The organism is Microbacterium sp. 2216-1, assembly GCF_046507855.1.
In the GTDB taxonomy this organism is placed as follows: domain Bacteria; phylum Actinomycetota; class Actinomycetes; order Actinomycetales; family Microbacteriaceae; genus Microbacterium; species Microbacterium esteraromaticum_C.
In genome coordinates, this window is record NZ_JBKFTM010000004.1 from 156842 (window position 1) to 178225 (window position 21384).

Sequence of the window (21384 nt, forward strand, 5' to 3'; positions counted from 1 at the left end):
CCGTGCCGCACGCGGGTGGGCACAGATGATGGGAGCCATGACCACTCTCGATGCGCCGACGGGTTTCGCCACGGCACAGGTGCAGGCCGGCTATGCGGCATCCGCTGCGGTGGGCGCCGTGCCGCCGATTCATCAGACGGCGGCGTACGAGTTCTCGTCGCTGGCCGAGGCGGCCGACCTGTTCGCGCTGCGCAAGGCGGGCATCATCTACAGCCGCAACGCCAACCCCACCCAGCAGATCCTCGAAGAGCGCGTGGCTCTGCTCGAAGGCGGCGTCAGCGCGGTCGCGGTCGCTTCGGGGCAGGCGGCCGTCGCTGTCACGCTATTGGCCCTGGCGCATCGCGGTGGGCACATCGTCGCCGCGCATCAGCTCTACGGCGGCACGATCGACCTGTTGCAGGAGACGCTCGACGACTTCGGCATCGGCGTCACGTTCGTCGACCAGGACGACCTCGACGCGTGGCGCGACGCGATCACGCCGCAGACGCGGGTGGTGTTCGCCGAGACGGTCGCCAACCCGATCGCCCAGGTGCTCGATATCCGCGCGGTCGCCGACATCGCGCACGAGGCCGGGGTGCCCCTGGTGATCGACAGCACCGTCGGCACGCCGCATCTGATCCGACCGGGTGAGCACGGCGCCGACTTCGTGGTGCATTCGGCGACGAAGTTCCTCTCGGGGCATGGCAGCTCGCTCGGCGGTGTCGTGGTCGACCTGGGCACGTTCGACTTCGGTGCGGATGCTGCCCGCTGGCCGCAGTTCACCGGCCCTTACTCCCGTTTCGGCGACATGGTGCTGTGGGACCGCTTCGGTCAGGGCCAGGCGTTCGCGGCGCTGGTCAAATCGAAGTACGTGCACGACCTCGGCCCGTCGATCTCACCGTTCAACGCCTGGCAGATCCTGCAGGGCATCGAGACCCTCGACCTGCGTGTCGGGCGTCAGAGCGCGACCGCGCAGCGGGTCGCCGAGCACCTGGCCGCGCACCCCGCAGTCAGCGCCGTGCACCATCCCGGATTGCCGGGCAGCCCGTGGCATCCGCTCGCCGAACGCTACCTGCCGCGCGGAGTACCCTCGGTGTTCTCGTTCGACCTCGCCGGGCCACAGGATGAGACCTCGTTCGACCGGGTCGCCGAGGTCTTCGGCGCGCTGCGCGTCTTCCGCCTGGTGGCGAACATCGGCGACGCTCGCAGCCTGGTCGCACACCCGGCATCCATGACCCACGGCCACCTCACCGCCGACCAGCGCGCCGCCGCGGGTATCTCGCTGACCACGATCCGCGTCTCGGCCGGGCTCGAAGACCCGGCCGACCTCATCGCCGACCTCGATCGCGCGCTCGCGCTGACCTGACGCACCGCGTGCCCGCCCCGGTACGCTGAACCCATGACTGGACTTCGCTGGGGCATCCTCGCCACGGGCGGCATCGCCGCCGCTTTCGCATCCGACCTGCGCACCGCCGGTCTCGACCTCGTCGCGGTGGGCTCACGCAGTCAGGAGTCCGCCGACGCGTTCGCCGCACGCTTCGACATCCCCCGCGCACACGGGTCGTACGAGGCACTCGCGGCCGACCCCGAAGTCGACATCATCTACGTCGCAACGCCCCATCCGATGCACCATGCCGATGCCCGTCTCGCGCTCGAGCACGGCAAGCACGCCCTGGTCGAGAAGGCGTTCACCGTGAACCGCGCCGAGGCCGAAGACCTGCAGGCGCTCGCCGCTGAGAAGGGCCTGCTCGTCATGGAGGCGATGTGGACCCGCTACCTGCCCCACATGGTGCGCATCCGTGAGATCCTCGCCGCGGGCACTCTCGGTGAGATCCGCACGGTGTTCGCCGACCACACCCAGAAGCTGCCCACCGACCCCGCACACCGCCTGAACGCGCTCGAACTGGGCGGCGGCGCGCTGCTCGACCTGGGCATCTACCCGGTCTCATTCATCTGGGATGTGCTGGGCGCTCCCGAGTCGATCCAGGCGACGGCGCGTCTGATCGAGACCGGCGCCGATGCCGAGGTCGCCACTCTCATGACGCACGCCGGGGGCGCGGTATCGACGAGCGTCTCGTCCTCGCGCGCGGCCGGCCCGAACACCGCGGCGATCGTCGGCACGGATGCCCGCATCGAGATCGACCGGATCTTCTACGCCCCCACGACCTTCCGGGTCATCGCGCCGGACGGCACGGTCATCGAGGAATACGTCTCGCAGGTCGAGGGACGCGGGATGCAGTACCAGGCCTTCGCGGCCGAGGGCGCCGTCGCACACGGAGACCCGGCCGGTTCGATCCTGGCATTGCCCGTCGCCGAGAGCGTCGCCATCATGGGCACACTCGATGAGATCCGCCGCCAGATCGGCGTGACCTACCCGAGCGAGCGCTGATCATGGCCGAGAGCACCGGACGCGTCGCCGTCTACCTTGATTTCGACAACATCGTCATCGGCTGGTACGACCGGGTGCACGGCCGCAACGCGTACGGCAAGGATCGCCAGCGCATCGCCGAGAACCCGAACGACCCCGAGGTGGCCGAGCGGCTGAAGCAGGCGGCGATCGAGGTCGGTGCGATCATCGATTACGCCTCGTCGTTCGGCACGCTCGTGCTGACCAGGGCCTACGCCGACTGGTCGTCGCCGATCAACGCCGAGTACCGTTCGCAGCTGGTGGCCAGGGCGGTCGACCTCGTACAGCTCTTCCCCGCGGCCGCCTACGCCAAGAACGGCGCCGACATCCGTCTGGCGGTCGACGCCGTCGAAGACATGTTCCGGCTGCCCGATCTCACCCATGTGGTGATCGTCGCCGGTGACAGCGACTACGTGCCGCTGGCGCAGCGATGCCGGCGACTGGGCCGGTACGTGGTCGGCGTGGGGGTGGCCGGGTCGACGGCGAAGTCGCTCGCCGCGGCATGCGACGAGTTCGATTCGTACGATTCTCTGCCCGGCGTCGTGCGGGCGGCGAAGAAGACGGATGCCGCGGCCGACGCATCGGCCAAGGACGGCAAGGACGCCAAGAGCCGTCCGGAGACGAAGTCCGCGGCCAAGACACGACGCTCGCGGTCGTCGGCGAAGACCGATGAGCAGACCGAGGCCACCGCGCTGCTGGAGCGGGCGCTGCGACTCGGCCACGACAAGGCAGATGCCGATGAGTGGCTGCACGCGTCTGCGGTGAAGACGCAGATGCGACGGATGGATCCCTCGTTCAGCGAGAAGGCGCTCGGGTTCCGGTCGTTCAACGACTTCCTCAAGTCGCGCGACGATGTCTCGGAGCTGTCCGAGGAGGGTCACGAGCGCATGATCCGCCTGCGCGAGGCGTGAAAGACCACCTCTGACACCGGGCTACGCTCGAAGCATGGAACACGTTCCGCATTCACCGTACCTGCGGGCTTTGGGCGGGCAGCGCGGGGCGTTGCATCCCGCTCTGCGCATGTACTTCGCGGCGACGCCCCGCGGTCAGGTCGGCGTCGGTGAGGGCACCTTCTCACGCGTGGGCACGCCCAAGCGGTGGCTGTGGCCGGTGCTGCGCATGCTGCAGCGTCACGGTGTCGTGCACGCCGGCTGGCATCACGATGTGCCGTTCACGATCCGCAACCTCAGCGTCGCCGGCCGGGTGGTCAGCGAGCGCACGCTGCATCTGCCCGACGGCGACTGGACGATGACCGACTCGGTCTCGGCCGGCGCGCACGGTCGCGTGCTCGATCAACTCGGTGAGCCCGTGACGCTCTCGGCGGTGTTCGACGTGTCGGTCGATGAGGATGCGCTGGCGTTGCGCAGTCGCAGGGTGGGCATCCGTCTGGGCCGCGTGCGTGTGCGTCTTCCCCGTCTGATCGCCCCGGTGGTGCGGTTGCGTGAGAGCGCCGAGAAGCAGGCCGGCAACCAACGCGTCGCGCTCACCGTCGATATGCCGCTGATCGGGCGCATCTACGAGTACGAGGGCGTCTTCACCTATCGCATCGAGCGCGTCGCATGAGCCGGGTCGTGATCGGCGGTTCGACGGGATTCATCGGCCGACATCTGCAAGACGCGTACCGTGCCGAGGGGCGAGAGGTCGTCACGATCTCGCGCTCGGGCGCAGACCTCACCTGGGACGACCAGCCCGGAATCGACGCCGCGGTGGACGGTGCCGGCCTGGTCGTCGGCCTCGCGGGCAAGAGCGTGAGTTGCCGCTACACGCCCGCCAACCGCGCCGAGATCTTCCGCTCGCGTCTGGAGACCACGGCCGCACTGGGAACAGCGATCGCCCGGGCATCCGCTCCCCCGCCCCTGTGGGTGAACTCCTCGACGGCGACGATCTACCGTCATGCCGAGGACCGTCCGATGACCGAGGACGACGGCGAGCTCGGCACCGGCTTCTCGGTCGAGGTGGCCAAGGCCTGGGAGCGTGCGCTGTACGAGCGGGATCTGCCGCACACCCGGCGCGTCGCCCTGCGCACGGCGATCGTGCTGGGCGATGCGGGCGTGCTGGGCCCGCTGCGCCGGCTCGCCCGCGTCGGGCTCGGCGGCACGCAGCTCGACGGTTGGTGGCCGGTCTCGCGTGCGCGGCGCGAGGCGGGAACGGCCCACGATCCCGGCGCCCGCGGCGGGCGTCAGCGGTTCAGCTGGATCCACGTCGATGACGTGCTCGGCATCATCGACTTCCTCGAACAGCAGCCGCAGTTGGACGGCCCCGTGAACGCCTCCTCACCCGCGCCGGTCGACAACCGCGCCTTCATGGCCGCCGTGCGCCGCACGCTTGGGGTGCGCTTCGGCCCTCCGACGCCGCGGTGGATGCTCGAGATCGGCGCCCTGGGCATCCGCACCGAGACCGAGTTGATCCTGAAGAGCCGGTGGGCGCTGCCGGCGAAGCTCAGCGCGGCGGGGTACACGTTCCGACATCCGGATCTCGACGAGGCGTTGCGCGCGTCGTTCTCGGAGGGGTGAGGCTCAGCCCTCCTGCGTCTCCGGGCCGGTCGAGGAGCCGCCGTGCTCCTTCTTGCGCTTCTCGATCTCCTCGCGCAGCCGCCATTCCTCGATCTCGCGATCGAGGTCGGCGATCTGCTGCTCGGTGGTGCGCGTGTCGATCGGCATGGCCGGCGCAGCCGGCGCCTGCTGTCGCGATGGTTTGGGCCGGCGGCGCGGCAGACGGATACCACCCTCGGGGTACACCCGCCCCAGCGCGAACCACAGCACGCTGCCCAGCAACGGCAGCAGGATCACCAGCAGCAGCCACACGATGCGGGGCAGGTACCGCACGTCGGAGTCGTCGCGGCGGATGATGTCCACGACGGCGAACACCATCAGTCCGATGGTGATCAGCGAGAACAGGATCGGCATGGTCTCAGGGTATCCCGGCGGCGCGCCGTGTCGGATCGGTTCTCAGGCGTCGCCGGTCGCGACCGGCGCACCCGGCGTATTCGACCAGGCGCTCCACGACCCCGGGTACACGGTGACGTCGCGGCCGATGATGGCTCCGGCCAAGGCGAACTGCGCGGCGGTGATTCCCGATCCGCAGTACGACGCGATGGGCACGGCACCCGTGGCGCCGACCGCGTCGAACGCGTCCGCGATGTCGGATGCCGGCAGGAAACGCCCGTCGCCGGTGAGCAGGGTGCCGATCGGCAGGTTCGTCGCACCCGGTACGTGCCCGGCGATCGGGTCGATCGGCTCGGTTTCACCGCGGTAGCGCTCGGCGACACGCACATCGATCAGCACGCCGGCATCGGGCCACGAGGCCACTGAACGGGTGTCGATGGTTCCGCGATCGGCGGGATGCTCCAGCCGCACGTCTCCGGGCGCCACGACCACGTCTCCGGTCTCGGTCGCGCCGCCGGCAGCCAGCCAGGCCGGCCATCCGCCGTCGAGCACGCGCACATCGGTCAGTCCCGCACGGCGCAGTGCCCACCAGGTGCGCGAGGCAGCCAGCATCCGATGGTCGTCGTAGACGACGACGGTGTCGCCCTCGTCGATGCCCCAGCGCTGTGCCGCCGCCGCGAGCGCCGCATCCGCGGGCAGCGGGTGGCGCCCCTCGTGGGGCTCGCCGTGGCGCGAGAGATCGCCTTCGACGTCGATGAAGACGGCGCCGGGGATGTGGCCGGCCAGGTACTGTTCGCGGCCGTCGTTGCGCCCGAGCTGCCAGCGGGCGTCGAGCACGTGCACGGCATCGAGGTGCTCACGCAGCTCGTCGACGGTGATCAACGGGGTACCGGGGGCGCGCGTCATGGGCTCAACGCTAGCGTGCAACACCGACGATGCGGCGCACGGCTGGCGCTAACGTGGGGAGCATGACAGCGCCGATCGACCCCGTCACCACTCCCGCCTGGGCCGACCTCGCGGTCCTCCGCGACGGCTTCTCACCCGACCTGCGCGGCTGGTTCGCCGACGATCCCGAGCGCGCCGAGCAGCTCTCGCTGCCGCTGGCCGACCTGCATGTCGACCTGTCGAAGAACCTCGTCACCGATGATGTGCTCGCCGCGCTCGTCGCCCTGGCCGAGCAGACCGGTGTCGCCGACCGCTACGCCGCGATGCTCACCGGTGCGCACATCAACACCAGTGAGGACCGCGCCGTGCTGCACACCGCACTGCGCCGACCGGTCGGTGCGGAGCCGGCCCTTGTCGTCGACGGCCAGCAGATCGACCACGACGTGCATGAGGTGCTCGGCGCGTTGTCGGCGTTCGCCGACCGCGTGCGTTCGGGTCAGTGGCGGGGCGTGACCGGCAAGCGGGTGACGCATGTGGTCAACATCGGCATCGGCGGCTCCGACCTCGGCCCCGTCATGGTGTACGAGGCGCTCAAGCCCTACGCCGACGCGGGGATCGAGGCGCGCTTCGTGTCGAACATCGACCCGACCGACATCGCCCAGAAGACCGCCGATCTCGACCCCGAGACCACGCTCTTCATCGTCGCCTCGAAGACGTTCACCACCCTCGAGACGCTGACCAACGCGCGCCTCGCGCGCGACTGGCTGTGGGCGGGACTGACAGCATCCGACGCGATCGACGGCAGCGACGAGAGCCGGACGGATGCTGTCGCGCACCACTTCGTCGCCGTATCGACCGCGCTCGACAAGGTCGCCGAGTTCGGCATCGACCCGGCCAATGCCTTCGGCTTCTGGGACTGGGTGGGCGGACGGTACTCGGTCGACTCGGCGATCGGACTGTCACTGGCGATCACGCTCGGCCCGGATGCGTTCGACGAACTGCTCGCGGGGTTCCACGCCGTCGACGAGCACGTGCGCACCACCCCGCTGGAGCGCAACGTACCGGTGCTGATGGGGCTGCTCAACATCTGGTACGTCAACTTCCTTGACGCGCAGACCCACGCCGTGCTGCCGTATGCGCAGCAGCTCAGCCGGTTCCCCGCGTACCTGCAGCAGCTGACGATGGAATCGAACGGCAAGTCGGTGCGCTGGGACGGCACCCCGGTGACCACCGATACGGGCGAAGTTTTCTGGGGCGAACCCGGCACCAACGGCCAGCACGCCTTCTACCAGCTGATCCACCAGGGCACGCGGCTGATCCCCGCCGACTTCATCGCGTTCGTGAACCCCGCGTACCCGCTGAGCGACGACGGGCAGGACGTACACGCCCTGTTCCTGGCCAACTTCCTCGCGCAGACCAAGGCACTGGCGTTCGGCAAGACCGCCGCCGAGGTCGAGGCCGAGGGCACGACCGGGGCCCTGGTCGCCGCGCGCACGTTCGAGGGCAACCGGCCGACCACGTCGATCTTCGCCCCGGCGCTCACCCCGGCGGTGCTCGGTCAGCTGATCGCGTTGTACGAGCACATCACCTTCACGCAGGGGACGGTGTGGGGCATCAACTCGTTCGATCAGTGGGGTGTCGAGCTCGGCAAGCAGCTGGCGCTGCAGATCGCCCCGGCGATCGCGGGCGATGCCGATGCCGTGGCCGCACAGGACCCGTCCACGCGCGCGCTGCTGGACTACTACCGCGCGCACCGCACGGCGTAGGACGCCCGGGCTCAGCCGCTGAGCGATTGGTAGGCGTCCAGGGCTCGCGCCCTGGACGCCTTCAGGTCGATGATCCGCAGCACGGCGTCGCTGTCGGGCGCCCATCGCTGCACGTAGTGACCATCCGGATCGAACTTCTGCTGCTGCAGCTCGGGGTTGAAGATGCGGAAGTACGGTGCGGCGTCGGCGCCGCACCCGGCGACCCACTGCCAGTTGAACGGATTGCTCGCCTCATCGGCATCGACGAGGGTGTCCCAGAACCAGGCTTCTCCCACCCGCCAGTGGGTCATCAGGTTCTTCGTCAGCAGCGAGGCGGTCACCATCCGCACCCGGTTGTGCATGAAGCCCGTCTGCCAGAGCTCGCGCATTCCGGCATCCACCAGGCCGAACCCGGTGCGCCCCTGCTGCCATGCGGCGACCTCGCCGTGCGAGTCGGTCACCCAGGGAAACGCGTCGAAGCGGCGGTTGAGGTTCCTCGCGTGCAACGGTCCGAAGTGGAACGCGGTGTGCTTTGCGAACTCGCGCCAGCCGAGTTCTGACAGGAACAGGCCGATGTCACCGGTCGCGTCCACCGCCGCATGCCACACCGAGCGCGGGCTGATCTCGCCCCAGCGCAGGTGGGGCGAGAGCTCCGAGCAGTTGTCCTCCGCGGGAAAGTCGCGAGCGCGGTAGCGTCCCGCACGATGCGACAGGAACTCGTCCAGCCGCCGCTGCGCCCCCGCCTCGCCCGGCGTCCAGCGCTCGGAAAGGCCTCCCGACCAGTCGGGTGATGTCGGCAGCAGCGCCCATTCGTCGAGCGCATCGCTGCGCGGCTGAGAAGGGGCGGGCGTCAGCTCTCGCGGAGCGGGCAGCGGGCCGGCTGGTTCCCGCTCGGCGGTGCAGGCGCGCCAGAAGGCCGAGTACACCCGGTAGGCCCCGCCGTCCTGCGTGGCGACGGTGTGGGGTTCGAAGAGCAGGTCGCCGATGAAGGTGCGCACACGGATGCCGTCCGCACCGAGGGCCTCGACGAGTGCGGCGTCGTGATGCCGACCCTGCCCGTAGCGACGGTTCCACAGCACGGTGCGCGCGCCGCTCTCGGCGGCCACATCCGCCAGTACGCCCTCGGTCGGTCCCTGCCGCAGGATCAGCGGGACGCCGCGCTCGGCGAGCGCGTCGGCGAGCGCCCGCAACGAGTGGTGCAGCCACCAGCGCGCCGCGCCGCCGTGGGCGCGAATGTGCTCGGAGGCGTCTTCGAGGATGTACAGGGCGACGATCGCATCGCCCGATTCGGCGGCCGCGTGCAGTGCCGGGTGGTCGGCGACTCTCAGATCGTCGCGGAACCAGACCAGGGTCGTCATCGCCCCATGCTATCGAGCGCTCCGACGACGGGGATCGCCGCTCGGCGACAATGAAGTCATGCGCATTCGTGTCGACACCGATCTGGACTGCTCTGCCGATGCGGCGTGGGCTGCCGCGCATCGCCCGGCCGTTGCCGCGCGACTGTACGCGCCGCTGCTGCGCATGGTTCCGTTGGATGGCGCACCGCCCGAACGGTTCACCTCGGGAGACCGCGTGCGCGTCTCGTTGCGTCTGCTGGGCGCGATCCCCGTGGGTTCGCAGCTGATCGCCGTCGACGATCTGGTGCCGGCAGCGCCCGGCCGCCGCACCATGCGCGATTCCGGATGCCCGCTGTCGGGGCCGCTCGCGCTGCTGCGCACCTGGAATCACGAGATGACAGTCATCGACGCACCGGACGGGCGTGCCCGCTGGGGCGATGAACTGCGGATCGGCGGAGCGTTCGCCGTGCCGATGGCGCCGGTGCTGTGGGTGATGTGGCGATGGCGCGTGGCACGGCTGAGGCGTCTCGCCCGCGGGTGGGACGACGAGCTCAGGAGGGACGGTACTGAGCCGTGATCGGGCAGTCGAAGGGATCGCGGGCTGCGAGGCCGACGGTGTTGAGGTAGCGGATGACGATGCCGTACGAACGCAGCACGGTCGTCTCGGTGTACGGCACGTCATTGGCCGAGCAGTAGTCGCGCACGATCTCGCGCGCCTTCGACAGATGCAGGCGCGACATGCTCGGGAACAGGTGGTGCTCGACCTGGTAGTTGAGACCGCCGAACAGCCATGTCGCCCACCAGCCGCCCGAGATGTTGCGCGAGGTGCGCACCTGCTTCGAGAAGAAGTCCAGGCGTGCGTCGCGGGCGATGATCGGCATGCCCTTGTGGTTGGGCGCGAACGAGGCTCCCATGTAGACGCCGAAGACCGCGACCATCACGCCGAAGAAGGCGAAGGCCATGCCGACGGGGAGCAACAGGAACAGCGGTACGAGCAGCACGGCGAACCGAACGGTGATGATGCTCAGCTCGAGCCAGCGCCCCTTGACGGGTCCTCGCGAGAACAGGTGCGCGAAGCTCAGCCGGTGCAGGTTGAGACCCTCGAGCGTCAGCAGCGGGAAGAACAGCCAGCCCTGGCGCTGGGTGATCCACCGCACGACGCCGCGCGAGCGCGCCGCGTCGTCGTCGAGGAACGAGATCGTGTCGACCTCGATGTCAGGGTCGCTGCCGACCTTGTTCGGGTTGCCATGATGCCGGGTGTGCTTGGAGTCCCACCACGAGTAGCTCATGCCGACGATGCCGGCGAGGATGCGGGCGAGTCGGAAGTTCGCCGGTCCCGAACTGAGGATCTGCCGGTGCGCGGCCTCGTGCGCGAGGAACGCGACCTGTGTGAACAGGATGCCGAGTGCTGCCGCGATCAACAGTTGGAACCAGCTGTCGCCAAGCAGCAGGAACCCGGTGATCGCTCCGGCGAACGCCAGGGCGAGCGCCGCGGCGACGAGACTGTAGAACACCGGCGTGCGATGCAGCAGCCCGGTCTCTTTCACGACGTGCAGCACGTCCTTGTAGGCGCGCGCCATCGGCGGGAACTCGGCTGTGCCGGAGTAGGTTTGGCGGATGCGACCACGGATGGTCTCGGTCGTGTCGACCTGAGTGAGAGAGATGGTGTTCTCCTGCCGATCGGAGCCCTTGAGCCAGGAAGCCAAGGGCGGATGCCGATCGCTGGTCTCAGGCTACGCAGGGCGGTATACGCGATGCGGCATACGTTGTGTCAGCGCGCGATGATGAGCAGCGGTCGGTCGTAGTCGCCGACGACGCCGCTTCCCGACAGGGAGATCTGCCGCGGAATGACGGCGTCGGCGTCGAGCAGGGCCCGGCGCCGCCCCGACATCGTGTCGAGCACGCGGATACCCTCGTCGGTGCGGACGTGCACCGCACCGTGTCCGGCGGATACGAGCGCTGCGCCCTCATCGGCCGCGCGCGCCCAGAGCTGTTCCCCGGTCGGCGCGATGGCACGCAGCCCGTGCTCGAGCACGATGCGGACGCCCATCGACTCGTCGACGACGGTCGCCCGTGCCGTGCGCGAGAGTACGGTTCCTGTCTCGAGGTCCACAAGCACGGCGCCGTCGACGGGGCCGCGCTCGTGCGCGCCGAGCAGCGCGGTGTCGCCGTCGATCACGAGGGCAGCTGACGAGGGCTGCAGGCCCTCGGGCAACCCGAGCTGTTCCCGCGGGATGGTCCAGAGCTCACGGTCGTCAGCCGTGCGCGCGATGACCCGGGTGCGATCGCCGAGCAGCACGATGCCACCGCGTTCGCCCAGGATCCTGACGCTCTCGTCGGACTCGTCGGCCAGCGTCGCGCCGGTTGCCGGGTCGATGGCCACTCGCGGCCCGCTGCGTCCCATCGCTTCCGGCGGGGGTGCGGCGAACACGAGCCCCGGACCGATGTGCGGCCCGGGCACGGCGACCGGCCCCCAAGCTTCCTCGCCGGTACGCAGGTCGTACGCCGAGATGCTCGATCCGGCGAACCCGTCTTCTGTGGCATCCACGTCCATCAGGATCGCGAGGGGGCGATCGGCTCCCCCAGAGACGACGAACGCTGAGCACAGCATCGGCCGCTCTGCTGTCCAGAGCACCGTTCCCCGGTCCGAGACGGCAGAGAACACGATCCTGTCCTGCTCGGCGCGCAGCGCCAGATAGATGCCGTCCTCCGCCTGCGGCGGGGCGTCCCACCCGGGGTCGATCACCCGCATCCCCTCGAACGGCGGCGGCAGCACGAGCGGGGCACCCGGCAGTTCCGGCGCCGCCGTCCCCACCGGACGCGGCGCCGACTCGAGGCGTGGGGGTCCGAGCGGCGCAGCGCACGCGGTCGCTGCGACGATCAGGGCTCCGGCGATGAGCGCGATGCTCAGAGGGCGGCGCACCTCGTCACCGCTTACTGGTGCTCGGCACCGGTCGCGACGCGTCGACGTCCCGCTCGCGTGCAGGCTCCGACCGTCGTCGTTGACGAAGCGCCCAGACGGTGAGCACGATGCCTGTCACCACGAAGATCGCGATGACATCGACCAGCGGGTCGGCGAGCAACGCGCCGCGTTCCTGAATCCAGGACTGCACGTCGGTGGGGATGAGCGCGGGCATCGCGACCAGACCGTTCGTCGTCCAGAACAGCACCCCGACCGCGACGATCATCGTGCCGGTGATCACCGACGTGGTGTGGAACTGCCGTCCGAGGATGGTGAACGAGCGCCCGCGCAGCATCCGCCGCGCACGGTCGCCCATCCTCTGCCAGAGCGCGGCGATGACCACCAGGGGCGCGACCATTCCCGCACCGTAGACAGCGAGCATCGCGCCGGCGCCCCACGGGCTGCCCTGCGCGAGCGCCAGCGTGAGGATGGCGCCGAGAATCGGGCCTGCGCAGAACCCGGCGACCCCGCCGACCGCTCCCAGCAGAAGCGTGCGCAGGAAGCCCGTGCGCGTGGAGGCCCCCCGCTGCATGCGGTCCATGCCCGGCACGATCCGGGCCAGGTCGAACCCGATGCCGAAGACCTGCATGAGGCCGAGGGCTACCAGCACGGCGGCGGTGATCGCGATGACCAGCCCGCGTTCTGAGATCAGCACCGAGCCGAGCGCCCCGAGCCCCAGCCCGAAAGGCACCAGTGTGAGGACGAGCCCGAGGTAGAACACGCCGCCATGAGCCAGCAGTTGCAGCCGCGTACCGACGGTCGAGGCGAAGAACGCGGGAAGCAGCAGCGCGCTGCACGGGCTCAGCAGTGCCAGCATCCCACCCAGCAGTGCCGTGACGAAGCCGATCTCCATCTATCGGTCCGCCTCGATCAGCGCGTTCTCGACGGCATCGATGAAGATGTCGGTCGGTTGCGCTCCGACGATCGGACGCCCGTCGAGAAGAAAACTCGGGGTGCCCGTCACACCGATGGTCCGCGCCTCGTGCGCCCGTTCGGCGACGATCTGCTTCACCTCGTCGGAGGCCATGTCCGACGAGAATCGATCGACATCGAGCTCCATCTGCTCCGCGAGGCCGGTGAGTGCCTCGATACTCAGTTCTGCCTCGGTGCGGATCTCGCCGTCGGGGTAGAGCGCGTCGTGGAAAGCCCAGTACTCGCCCTGGAGACCCGCGGCGTGGGCGGCGAGCGAGGCACGCTCGGACGGCGCCCCGTACATGTTGATGTCGCGCCACTCGATGCGCAGGTCGCCCGCGTCGGCGTACTCCATCATCAGCGGCAGCGTGCTCTGTGCCCACTTCGCGCAGAACGGGCACTGGTAGTCGGAATACACCACGAGGCCGACCGGGGCGTCGACCGGGCCGGCGGCCTGCACGTCGTCGGCGTCGCGGTACTCGAACTGAGTAAGGTCGGGCAGCCCGTCCGGCACCACCGTGATGCCGTCGGTGGCCGGTTCACCGGCATCAGACGCCGCGTCCGGTCGCATCTGCAGGATCACCAGCACGATCAGGAGTCCAGCGATGAGCAGCATCCCCACCGGTGCGATCCAGCTGCGGATACCTCGTGCCGACTGTCGTGATCTCTGCGTATGCCCGCCCATCGGCCACCCTTCCTCTCGTCAACTATCCTGCATAGTCGACTATGCAGGATAGTAACCTATCGGGCATAGTAGAGACATGCACCGGAACCGTCGGCGAATCGCCGCTCTGCGAGAATCGCTCGCCCTCGCCTGGCAGGCACTGCGGTCGTGGAGCACGCGGCAGATCCTGATCGCGACGGCGTCGGCGGTCGCGGTCGCGATCGTGCTCGGAGTGGCCACCGTGCTCATTCCCAACGGACTGTTCACGCGCGAGATACCACCCGTCTGGTGGAACTATCCGGTCTGGCTGATCACCTCGGCCGTGACCGGCCTGCTGATCGGCACCTACGTCCAACCGCAGCGTTCGGCGGCCGATGTCGTAGCGCCCGCCCCCGACGCATCGCACGAGGGTTCCGGGAGCGCCGCTTCATCGCGCGAGGAGCGCCGCACCGGTCGATTCGCGGTCGCAGGCGGCATGCTCGCCTGGTTCGCCGTCGGCTGCCCCGTCTGCAACAAGATCGCCCTGATCGCCCTGGGCTACACCGGCGCGCTCACATGGTTCGCTCCCGCTCAGCCCCTGCTGGCCGCGGCCGCCCTGATCCTCTCCACCGTCGCCGCCGTCTGGCGACTGCGCGGCCAGGTCGCCTGCCCGCTCCCCGCCCCACGTGCACAAGCGGTGACGGCATGAGCCCGGATCGGTCGGCGGCACAGCCGTGTGGGCCGTTGCGGCTCGGCGCGTTGGAGCAGCAGGTGATGGACGTGCTCTGGGATGACGGCCCGCTGTCGATCCGCGAGGTGATCACACGGCTCGGCGCCAAGCATGCCTACACGACCATCGCCACCGTGCTGGGCAACCTCGAGCGCAAGCAACTGGTGGTCCCCGAGCGGCGAGCGCGCGCGGTGACGTACACGGCCCGGTGCACGCGCGAGCTACATGCTGCACGGCTCATGGAGCAGGCGCTCGACACCAGCCACGACAGGGACGCCGCGATCCTGCACTTCTTCGACGCGATCGACGAGCGCGAACGCGATCTGCTGCGCGACTACCTCGCACGCAGAGAACCCGACCGATGACAGCGCTGCTCGTACCGGCTGTGCTGGCGGTCGCGCTGCTGACCACCGCCGTCGCGGGACCGCTCGTGATACGCGCGGCGGCACCGGCGCTCATGCGCGCACCGCGTGCCGCCGTCACGCTGCTGCTGGCGGTAGGCGCACTCTGGCTGGTGGCGGCCGCCGCCCTCAGCCTGCTGCTCGCGTGGGTGCTCAGCGGCCCCACCGTGCTGCCGAGCGGCATGGCCGGCGTGTGCCAACGGTGCCTGGACGCGTCGTCCCCCTTCCCCGCGGTCGACCTCGTCGACACCGTGGTCCCCGTCGCGCTGCTCATCGCGCTTCCTCTGGCGGGGGCGCTGGTTCTGGTGGCGACGGCGATCTTCCGCGGGGTGCGCAGACTCCGCGCGACACGGGCCACCGCGCGCGATATCGCCGCTCGCGCCGACTCTCGCATCGTCGGCGGCCACCGCGTGATGCTCACGCGCGACCTGCGCCCGACCGCGTTCTCACTGCCGCACCGACACGGCGGTATCGTCCTCTCCCGCGGGCTTGTCGAAGTCCTGCACCCCGATGAGCTCGCCGCGGTGATCGCTCACGAGCGCGAGCATGTGCACGGACGCCATCACCTCGCACTCGGCGTGCTCGAGGCCGTGATCGCTCCTCTGCACCGGCTCCCGCTGATGTCCGCGATCCGCAATGCCGTGCCGCTGTACCTCGAGATCGCCGCCGACCGGGCCGCTTCGCGCCGAGCGGGCACCCCGGCCCTCGCCAGCGCGCTGCTCAAACTCGGCGGCACGGTCGGCGCTCACGCTCCGACGCCCCATCGGGTCGTGCTGCATGCCGCAGGGCCCGATCGCATCGGGCACCTGGTCTCCCCCGCGCGCATCGGCGCGTCGCTCGTTCCCGCGATCGCGCTCGGCGCGGCGACCGCCGCGTTCGCCCTGATGGCCGTCGTGGTGCACGGACCATATCTGTCGGTCATCCTCACCGGCTGCCGTCTCGCGACCTGAGTGGCCGACCCGGATTTGCCCACCTTCGTCGTCCGTAGTACACATGGACTGTCCACACGGGTGCCCTGAGAAGGGCTGAGATCAAGCTGACGCGCTTGAGACCGTCGAACCTGATCCGGTTGATACCGGCGTAGGAAGTGAGAGAGTTCCGTGGTTGCACGCACCCCGAAATCCGAAGTCCCGTCCTCGGCATCCGCCGCCTCGACATCGGCGACGCCGCAGTCGAGTGAGCAGCATCCCGCCCACCGGCTCGCCTGGCTCGAAGACGCGACCCACGGGATCCGCGTTCCGGTCACCGAGATCCAGCAGAGTGATTCGCCCAACGGCTCGGCCAATCCCCCGCTGCAGGTGTACCGCACGATGGGTCCCGGTAGCATCCCCGAGGAGGGGCTCGCACCATGGCGGTCCGCCTGGATCGCCGAGCGCGGCGACACCGAGACGTACGCCGCCCGCGGGCACCGCCTCGAAGACGACGGCCGCACGGCCGTGCGCCGCGGCGCACCCTCGCAGCAATGGCAGGGGCGCACACCGGTACCGGTCCGTGCCAAGGCCGGCCACCGCGTGACGCAGATGCACTACGCCCGCCGGGGCATCATCACCCCCGAGATGCGGTTCGTCGCGCTGCGCGAACAGTGCGACGTCGAGCTGGTGCGCAGCGAGATCGCCGCGGGCCGCGCGATCATTCCCAACAACGTCAACCACCCCGAATCCGAGCCGATGATCGTCGGCAAGGCGTTCCTGGTCAAGGTCAACGCGAACATCGGCAACTCCGCCGTGACCAGCTCGATCAGCGACGAGGTCGCGAAGCTCGAATGGGCCGCGAAGTGGGGCGCCGACACGCTCATGGATCTGTCGACGGGCAACGACATCCACACCACGCGGGAGTGGATCATCCGCAACTCACCGATCCCCATCGGCACCGTGCCGATCTACCAGGCCCTTGAGAAGGTCGATGGTGACGCGAACGCCCTCACCTGGGAGATCTACCGTGACACCGTGATCGAGCAGTGCGAGCAGGGCGTCGACTACATGACCGTCCACGCCGGCGTGCTGCTGCGCTACGTGCCGATGACTGCCGAGCGCGTCACCGGCATCGTCTCGCGCGGCGGATCGATCATGGCCGGCTGGTGCCTCGCCCATCACCAGGAGAACTTCCTGTACACCCACTTCGACGAGCTGTGCGAGATCTTCGCCGCCTACGACGTGGCCTTCTCGCTCGGCGACGGCCTGCGCCCCGGCTCGATCGCCGACGCCAACGACGCCGCGCAGTTCGCCGAGCTCGACACGCTGGCCGAGCTCACGCAGCGGGCCTGGGAGTACGACGTGCAGGTCATGGTCGAGGGGCCCGGTCACGTGCCGCTGCACAAGATCCGCGAGAACGTCGAACGCCAGCAGGAACTGTGCCACGGCGCGCCGTTCTACACTCTCGGGCCGCTGGCCACCGATATCGCCCCCGGCTACGACCACATCACCTCGGCGATCGGCGCAGCCGAGATCGCCCGCTACGGCACGGCGATGCTCTGCTACGTCACACCGAAGGAGCACCTCGGGCTTCCCAACCGCGATGACGTCAAGACCGGCGTGATCACGTATAAGATCGCCGCGCACACCGCCGACCTCGCCAAGGGGCATCCGGGCGCGACCGAACGCGATGATGCCTTGTCGAAGGCCCGATTCGAGTTCCGTTGGAACGACCAGTTCGCGCTCGGCCTCGACCCGGTCACGGCGCAGGAGTTTCACGATGAGACCCTGCCGGCCGAGCCGGCCAAGACCGCGCACTTCTGCTCGATGTGCGGGCCCAAGTTCTGCTCGATGCGCATCTCGCAGGACATCCGCGACACGTACGGCAGCGCCGAGGCGCAGGCCGCGATCGCCGGAATGCAGGCCAAGAGTCAGGAGTTCCTCGCCGCGGGCGGCGAGGTCTACCTGCCCGACCCGGCGATGCGCACCGTCTGATCCCCGACGGGGTCCAGACGGTGCGCGGCCGCCTCAGGCGGCGCCGTGCGTCGTCTGGAACCCGGCCTGCCTGATCGACTCGCCCAGCAGCACGAACCCGGCCACGCACAGCGTCAGCGCGACCGCGGGAACGTAGAGCAGATGCGGTGCCGAGGCGAAGTACGGCTCGGCCTGAGAGAGCTGAAGCCCCCACGAGAACGCCGGCGCCTGCAGTCCGATGCCGAGGTAGGTCAGGGTGGCCTCCGTGGCGATCACGGCGCCGACCTGCAGAGTGCCCAGCACGATCACCGGACCGATCGTGTTGGGCACGACGTGCGTGCCGAGGATCTTCCAGGTGGGCAGGCCGAGTGATTTCGCCGACGTGACGAAGCCACGGCCGGCGACCGAGATCGTCGAGGTGCGCATGACGCGCATCGCGGTCGGCCACGAGAACAGGATGAGCACGAGAGAGACCATCCACACGCTGCGCACCTCGACCGAGTTGAGCACCAGTACGGCTCCCAGCAGCAGCGGCACCGAGATGACCACTTCGGACAGACGCGAGAGCAGGGCGTCGAGCCAACCGCCGTAGTAGCCGGCGAGCACACCGAGAACGACCGCGATCAACGACGTGCCGAGGGTGACGACGGTGCCGACGATCACCGAGTTGCGGGCACCGTAGACCACGGTCGTGAACAGGTCGCAGCCCTGTACCGAGAAGCCGAGCGGATGCCCGGGCTCGGTGCCCGGACCGACGCGCGAGTTGCTCAGATCGCAGGCCGCAGGGTCGCCGTTGCCGAAGAGCCCGGCGATCGCCGCCGGCCACACGGCCATCACGACGAACGCGGCCACGAGCACTCCGCCGATCCAGAACTCGGGGTTGCGGCGCAGCTTGTGCCAGATGGTCGGCCGGGTCTCGGCCAGCGCGATCACGGCCGTGGAGTCGGGAGAGGTGGTGAGTGTCATGGCGCGATCCTGGGGTCGAGGAGTTTGTGAGCGATGTCGACGAGGATGTTCATCACGAGCACGACGAGCACGCCCGCGGTGACAATGCCGACCACGACCGAACCCTGCTGGGTGTTGATCGCGGTGAACAGCGCGCGGCCGATCCCGGGCAGGTTGAAGATGCCCTCAACCACGACCGCGCCGCCCAGCAGTGCCCCCAGGTCGACTCCCAGATAGGTGACGACGGGCACCAGGGCGTTGCGGAACACGTGGCGGCCGCTGAGTCGCAGCGGGCTGATGCCCCGCGCCTTCGCGGTGCGCACGTAGTCGGCCGAGACGGTCTCGAGCAGGCTGGTGCGCATCAGCCGCGCGATCGGACCGACACCGAGCATGGCGATGCAGAACGCGGGCAACAGGTAAGCCAGGGGCCAGCCCGCCGAGACGCCGGCCACGGGGAACCATCCCAGTGACAGGCCGAACCATTGCTGCAGGAAGAAGGCCAGCACGAAGGTGGGGATGGCGAGCGCGAGGATCGCCACCGACGTCGCCATGCGGTCGGCGATGCCGCCGGGTCGCAGCGCGGCCACGATGCCGAGCGTCACGCCGATGATCAGCTCGAGCACCCATGCGGTGAGGGCGAGCTGGATGGTCACGGGCCAGGCGTGGGCGAAGATGTCGCTGACGTTCTCGCCGGTGACGGTGGTGCCGAAGTCTCCCTGCAGCAGCCCGGTGATGTAGTACCAGTACTGCACGAGCACCGGTTGGTCGAGGTGGTAGCGCGCCTCGAGGTTGCGCACGACCGTCTCGCTGAGCTCGGCGTCTCCCGCCAGCGCTCCGAGGGGGTCGCCGGGCAGTGCGAACACCGCGAGGAAGACGAGCAGCGAGGTGCCGAAGAAGACCACGACTCCCTGCAGGAGTCGGGTGAACAAGTACGTCATGAGGAGGATCCCTTTCGGGGCCGGGTGGGGCCCGCCGAGGTCGTCGGCGGGCCCCAACGGGGTCAGTTCACCGCGACCTGCGAGAACTCGCCCTTGTTGAAGGCGTCGGGCTCGTATGCCTGAGCGCGTTCGGAGACGACGTACGTGCTCGGGTAGGTCCACAGCAGAATCGAGGGCATGTCGTCGATGACCAGGTCCTTCGCTTCGTTGTAGAGCGCCTTCTGCTCTTCGACGTCTCCGGTAGCGGCCGCCTGCTGCAGCAGGGCGTCGAATGCGTCGTTGTGATAGAACGAGCCGTTCACGCTTCCGCTCGACGAGTAGGACGGTCCGAGCGTGTCGATCGGCGACGGGTGACCGGCCGGTGCGCCCAGGGTGACGGGCGACTGCACCTCGCGGCTCTTGATGCCGGGCCACGTGTTCTCGGAGGCGACCTGATCGAGCTTGACCTCGACGCCGAAGACGTCGCTCCACTGTCGAGCGATGGCCTCTGCCCAGATCTCACGACCGGTGCCGGTCACCGAGGCGATGCGCAGCTCTCCGGGGATGCCACCGGCCTCGTCCCAGAGTTGCTTGGCGCGCTCGGGGTCGTACTGGCACAGCTCTCCGCAGGCGTCGTCGCGGTAGCCGACGCTAACCGGGATGTCGACGTCGGTGGCGACGTGCGCCTCGCCGTCGAGCAGCGAGGTGATGATGGCGTCGCGGTCGATGGCCAGCGACAGTGCCTTCCTGATCTGCGGGTCGTCGTAGCCCGGCAGGTAGGTCGGCAGGCTGAGGTAGTTGCGCCAGTCGTCGACGGCGGCCCGGCGCACGAGGTCGGGGTAGGACGCCTCGGCGGTCGGGATGTCGGCCGGGTTCAGCGAGACGATGTCGACCGAACCGGCTTCGTAGTCGGTGTAGGCGATGTCGTTGCCGGTGTAGACCTGGAACACCACGCCGCCGTTGAGCACGTCGCCGCCGGCGTAATCGTCGTAGCGCTCGGTGATGATCTCGGCGCCGCCGGTCCACGGCTCGGTCACCCGGTAGGCGCCGTTTCCGATCGGCTGCTTCGCGAAGCCCTCGGGGTCATCGAGCGCTGCCTGCGGGATCGGCGAGTAGTACGACTTGGCGAGCAGGAACGGGAACTGGCTGTCGGGTTCGACGAGCTCGACGGTCAGCTGCAGCGGGCCGTCGACCGTGACGCCCGCCAACACCTCCGCCGTGGGCTCGCCTTCGGCGGGGGCGACGGCGTCGTATCCCACGATGTTGGCGAACTGCTTGGCCTGTACCCAGGCGTTCTCGGGCGCGACGGCGGCGTTCCATCCTCGCGCGAACGCTTCGGCGTCGACGGCTTCGCCGTTGTGGAAGGTCCAGCCGTCCTTGAGGGTGATCTTCCACACTCGCTGGTCGTCGGACTCGATCGTCTCGGCCACGAGGTTCTGGGGCTGCCCCGAGACCGGGTCGAAGGCGACGAGACCGTCGAACACCGCGCCGACGACAGTGTTGGCGAACAGCCCGGTGCTGTTGCCGGGGATGAGGCTGGTCGGCTTCTGGATGCCGACGCGCAGCACCGCGTCGCCGTCGGCGGCGTCGGCGGAGCTCTGCGACGGGGTGCATCCCGTGGCGATCAGCGAGATCGAGAGGGCCGCGGCAATGAGGCCCCCTCGTCGGAGGGAGGAGAGTCGAGACATGGGTGTGCTCGTCCTTTCGGGTGGGTGGTGGTGAGGGGTGAGGGAAAAGCGGGAGAGGATGGC

Annotated in this window: 21 protein-coding genes and 1 riboswitch; of the genes, 11 read left to right on the top strand and 10 right to left on the bottom strand. The window is 69.2% G+C overall.

Going from position 1 to position 21384, the window contains the following annotated elements; all coding sequences use genetic code 11:
• Nucleotides 1-37 precede the first annotated feature (37 nt).
• The 5 genes from ACLD0U_RS12670 to ACLD0U_RS12690 are packed head-to-tail and all read left to right on the top strand — an operon-like array spanning nucleotide 38 to nucleotide 4899.
• Nucleotides 38-1345 (top strand): O-acetylhomoserine aminocarboxypropyltransferase/cysteine synthase family protein, encoded by a 1308-nt coding sequence (locus tag ACLD0U_RS12670; protein WP_274367361.1) that lies wholly within the window; start codon nucleotides 38-40, stop codon nucleotides 1343-1345.
• A 33-nt stretch (nucleotides 1346-1378) separates the two neighbouring features.
• Complete coding sequence (locus tag ACLD0U_RS12675; RefSeq protein ID WP_179410289.1) at nucleotides 1379-2368, top strand: Gfo/Idh/MocA family protein; 990 nt, start codon at nucleotides 1379-1381, stop codon at nucleotides 2366-2368.
• Nucleotides 2369-2370: 2 nt separating this feature from the next.
• A complete protein-coding gene (locus tag ACLD0U_RS12680) occupies nucleotides 2371-3297 on the top strand; it encodes an NYN domain-containing protein (RefSeq protein ID WP_224818592.1) in 927 nt (308 codons plus the stop codon).
• A gap of 34 nt (nucleotides 3298-3331) precedes the next feature.
• Nucleotides 3332-3949 (top strand): DUF4166 domain-containing protein, encoded by a 618-nt coding sequence (locus ACLD0U_RS12685; protein WP_410340822.1) that lies wholly within the window; start codon nucleotides 3332-3334, stop codon nucleotides 3947-3949.
• Entirely contained in the window at nucleotides 3946-4899 is a 954-nt protein-coding gene (locus ACLD0U_RS12690) for an epimerase (RefSeq protein ID WP_410340823.1), read from the top strand. Before ACLD0U_RS12685 ends, ACLD0U_RS12690 begins: the two co-directional genes overlap by 4 nt.
• 3 nt (nucleotides 4900-4902) lie before the next feature.
• Here the strand turns inward: ACLD0U_RS12690 and ACLD0U_RS12695 are convergent, their stop codons facing one another.
• Nucleotides 4903-5292 (bottom strand): PLDc N-terminal domain-containing protein, encoded by a 390-nt coding sequence (locus ACLD0U_RS12695; protein ID WP_179410285.1) that lies wholly within the window; start codon nucleotides 5290-5292, stop codon nucleotides 4903-4905.
• 42 nt (nucleotides 5293-5334) lie between these two features.
• Entirely contained in the window at nucleotides 5335-6177 is an 843-nt protein-coding gene (locus ACLD0U_RS12700) for a sulfurtransferase (RefSeq protein ID WP_410340824.1), read from the bottom strand.
• Between the two features lie 62 nt (nucleotides 6178-6239).
• Between ACLD0U_RS12700 and pgi the strand changes: the two genes are divergently transcribed.
• Complete coding sequence (gene pgi, locus ACLD0U_RS12705; RefSeq protein WP_410340825.1) at nucleotides 6240-7922, top strand: glucose-6-phosphate isomerase; 1683 nt, start codon at nucleotides 6240-6242, stop codon at nucleotides 7920-7922.
• Nucleotides 7923-7933: 11 nt separating this feature from the next.
• Here the strand turns inward: pgi and ACLD0U_RS12710 are convergent, their stop codons facing one another.
• On the bottom strand, nucleotides 7934-9259 hold the full coding sequence (locus ACLD0U_RS12710; protein ID WP_410340826.1) for a cryptochrome/photolyase family protein: 1326 nt from the start codon (nucleotides 9257-9259) through the stop codon (nucleotides 7934-7936).
• Nucleotides 9260-9317: 58 nt separating this feature from the next.
• On the opposite strand from ACLD0U_RS12710, the gene ACLD0U_RS12715 reads away from it, so the two are divergent.
• Complete coding sequence (locus ACLD0U_RS12715) at nucleotides 9318-9815, top strand: hypothetical protein (protein WP_410340827.1); 498 nt, start codon at nucleotides 9318-9320, stop codon at nucleotides 9813-9815.
• On the opposite strand, the gene ACLD0U_RS12720 is transcribed toward ACLD0U_RS12715, so the two are convergent.
• The 4 genes from ACLD0U_RS12720 to ACLD0U_RS12735 all read right to left on the bottom strand — a co-directional run bounded on the left by ACLD0U_RS12720 (nucleotide 9790) and on the right by ACLD0U_RS12735 (nucleotide 13797).
• Entirely contained in the window at nucleotides 9790-10818 is a 1029-nt protein-coding gene (locus tag ACLD0U_RS12720; protein ID WP_206824841.1) for an acyl-CoA desaturase, read from the bottom strand. The genes ACLD0U_RS12715 and ACLD0U_RS12720 overlap by 26 nt on opposite strands.
• Nucleotides 10819-11009: 191 nt before the next feature.
• Nucleotides 11010-12161 (bottom strand): hypothetical protein, encoded by a 1152-nt coding sequence (locus ACLD0U_RS12725; protein ID WP_410340828.1) that lies wholly within the window; start codon nucleotides 12159-12161, stop codon nucleotides 11010-11012.
• Nucleotides 12162-12165: 4 nt separating this feature from the next.
• On the bottom strand, nucleotides 12166-13053 hold the full coding sequence (locus ACLD0U_RS12730) for a cytochrome c biogenesis CcdA family protein (RefSeq protein ID WP_410340829.1): 888 nt from the start codon (nucleotides 13051-13053) through the stop codon (nucleotides 12166-12168).
• Nucleotides 13054-13797, bottom strand: coding sequence for a DsbA family protein (locus ACLD0U_RS12735; protein WP_410340830.1), 744 nt, complete (start codon nucleotides 13795-13797; stop codon nucleotides 13054-13056). It abuts the gene before it with no gap.
• A gap of 76 nt (nucleotides 13798-13873) precedes the next feature.
• Between ACLD0U_RS12735 and ACLD0U_RS12740 the strand changes: the two genes are divergently transcribed.
• The 4 genes from ACLD0U_RS12740 (at nucleotide 13874) to thiC (ending at nucleotide 17792) form a co-directional block, all read left to right on the top strand.
• Entirely contained in the window at nucleotides 13874-14464 is a 591-nt protein-coding gene (locus ACLD0U_RS12740) for a hypothetical protein (protein WP_410340831.1), read from the top strand.
• Nucleotides 14461-14850 carry a BlaI/MecI/CopY family transcriptional regulator gene (locus ACLD0U_RS12745; RefSeq protein WP_179410276.1) on the top strand — a complete coding sequence of 130 codons (390 nt, stop codon included), beginning with the start codon at nucleotides 14461-14463 and terminating at the stop codon, nucleotides 14848-14850. Before ACLD0U_RS12740 ends, ACLD0U_RS12745 begins: the two co-directional genes overlap by 4 nt.
• Entirely contained in the window at nucleotides 14847-15836 is a 990-nt protein-coding gene (locus ACLD0U_RS12750) for a M56 family metallopeptidase (RefSeq protein ID WP_179410275.1), read from the top strand. The genes ACLD0U_RS12745 and ACLD0U_RS12750 overlap by 4 nt, the downstream gene beginning before the upstream one ends.
• A gap of 46 nt (nucleotides 15837-15882) precedes the next feature.
• Nucleotides 15883-15990, top strand: a riboswitch (TPP riboswitch).
• Nucleotides 15987-17792 carry a phosphomethylpyrimidine synthase ThiC gene (gene thiC / locus ACLD0U_RS12755; protein WP_410340832.1) on the top strand — a complete coding sequence of 602 codons (1806 nt, stop codon included), beginning with the start codon at nucleotides 15987-15989 and terminating at the stop codon, nucleotides 17790-17792. (Overlaps the previous riboswitch by 4 nt.)
• A gap of 33 nt (nucleotides 17793-17825) precedes the next feature.
• Here thiC and ACLD0U_RS12760 read toward each other — a convergent pair whose 3' ends face one another.
• The 3 genes from ACLD0U_RS12760 to ACLD0U_RS12770 form a co-directional block, all read right to left on the bottom strand.
• Nucleotides 17826-18737: an ABC transporter permease gene (locus ACLD0U_RS12760; protein WP_206551656.1), complete on the bottom strand. Its 912-nt coding sequence runs from the start codon at nucleotides 18735-18737 to the stop codon at nucleotides 17826-17828.
• The gene (locus tag ACLD0U_RS12765) at nucleotides 18734-19654 is read right to left on the bottom strand and encodes an ABC transporter permease (protein ID WP_206551655.1); all 921 of its coding nucleotides are present in this window, start codon (nucleotides 19652-19654) and stop codon (nucleotides 18734-18736) included. Before ACLD0U_RS12765 ends, ACLD0U_RS12760 begins: the two co-directional genes overlap by 4 nt.
• 62 nt (nucleotides 19655-19716) lie before the next feature.
• Nucleotides 19717-21321, bottom strand: coding sequence for an ABC transporter substrate-binding protein (locus ACLD0U_RS12770; protein ID WP_206824680.1), 1605 nt, complete (start codon nucleotides 21319-21321; stop codon nucleotides 19717-19719).
• Nucleotides 21322-21384 lie beyond the last annotated feature (63 nt).

What these genes read in the sequence shown, in the direction of transcription:
- ACLD0U_RS12670 (WP_274367361.1), top strand. Translation starts at nt 38, where the DNA reads ATGACCACTCTCGATGCGCCGACGGGTTTCGCCACGGCACAGGTGCAG.
- ACLD0U_RS12675 (WP_179410289.1), top strand. Translation starts at nt 1,379, where the DNA reads ATGACTGGACTTCGCTGGGGCATCCTCGCCACGGGCGGCATCGCCGCC.
- ACLD0U_RS12680 (WP_224818592.1), top strand. Translation starts at nt 2,371, where the DNA reads ATGGCCGAGAGCACCGGACGCGTCGCCGTCTACCTTGATTTCGACAAC.
- ACLD0U_RS12685 (WP_410340822.1), top strand. Translation starts at nt 3,332, where the DNA reads ATGGAACACGTTCCGCATTCACCGTACCTGCGGGCTTTGGGCGGGCAG.
- ACLD0U_RS12690 (WP_410340823.1), top strand. Translation starts at nt 3,946, where the DNA reads ATGAGCCGGGTCGTGATCGGCGGTTCGACGGGATTCATCGGCCGACAT.
- ACLD0U_RS12695 (WP_179410285.1), bottom strand. Translation starts at nt 5,292, where the DNA reads ATGCCGATCCTGTTCTCGCTGATCACCATCGGACTGATGGTGTTCGCC.
- ACLD0U_RS12700 (WP_410340824.1), bottom strand. Translation starts at nt 6,177, where the DNA reads ATGACGCGCGCCCCCGGTACCCCGTTGATCACCGTCGACGAGCTGCGT.
- pgi (WP_410340825.1), top strand. Translation starts at nt 6,240, where the DNA reads ATGACAGCGCCGATCGACCCCGTCACCACTCCCGCCTGGGCCGACCTC.
- ACLD0U_RS12710 (WP_410340826.1), bottom strand. Translation starts at nt 9,259, where the DNA reads ATGACGACCCTGGTCTGGTTCCGCGACGATCTGAGAGTCGCCGACCAC.
- ACLD0U_RS12715 (WP_410340827.1), top strand. Translation starts at nt 9,318, where the DNA reads ATGCGCATTCGTGTCGACACCGATCTGGACTGCTCTGCCGATGCGGCG.
- ACLD0U_RS12720 (WP_206824841.1), bottom strand. Translation starts at nt 10,818, where the DNA reads ATGGCGCGCGCCTACAAGGACGTGCTGCACGTCGTGAAAGAGACCGGG.
- ACLD0U_RS12730 (WP_410340829.1), bottom strand. Translation starts at nt 13,053, where the DNA reads ATGGAGATCGGCTTCGTCACGGCACTGCTGGGTGGGATGCTGGCACTG.
- ACLD0U_RS12735 (WP_410340830.1), bottom strand. Translation starts at nt 13,797, where the DNA reads ATGGGCGGGCATACGCAGAGATCACGACAGTCGGCACGAGGTATCCGC.
- ACLD0U_RS12740 (WP_410340831.1), top strand. Translation starts at nt 13,874, where the DNA reads ATGCACCGGAACCGTCGGCGAATCGCCGCTCTGCGAGAATCGCTCGCC.
- ACLD0U_RS12745 (WP_179410276.1), top strand. Translation starts at nt 14,461, where the DNA reads ATGAGCCCGGATCGGTCGGCGGCACAGCCGTGTGGGCCGTTGCGGCTC.
- ACLD0U_RS12750 (WP_179410275.1), top strand. Translation starts at nt 14,847, where the DNA reads ATGACAGCGCTGCTCGTACCGGCTGTGCTGGCGGTCGCGCTGCTGACC.
- ACLD0U_RS12760 (WP_206551656.1), bottom strand. Translation starts at nt 18,737, where the DNA reads ATGACACTCACCACCTCTCCCGACTCCACGGCCGTGATCGCGCTGGCC.
- ACLD0U_RS12765 (WP_206551655.1), bottom strand. Translation starts at nt 19,654, where the DNA reads ATGACGTACTTGTTCACCCGACTCCTGCAGGGAGTCGTGGTCTTCTTC.
- ACLD0U_RS12770 (WP_206824680.1), bottom strand. Translation starts at nt 21,321, where the DNA reads ATGTCTCGACTCTCCTCCCTCCGACGAGGGGGCCTCATTGCCGCGGCC.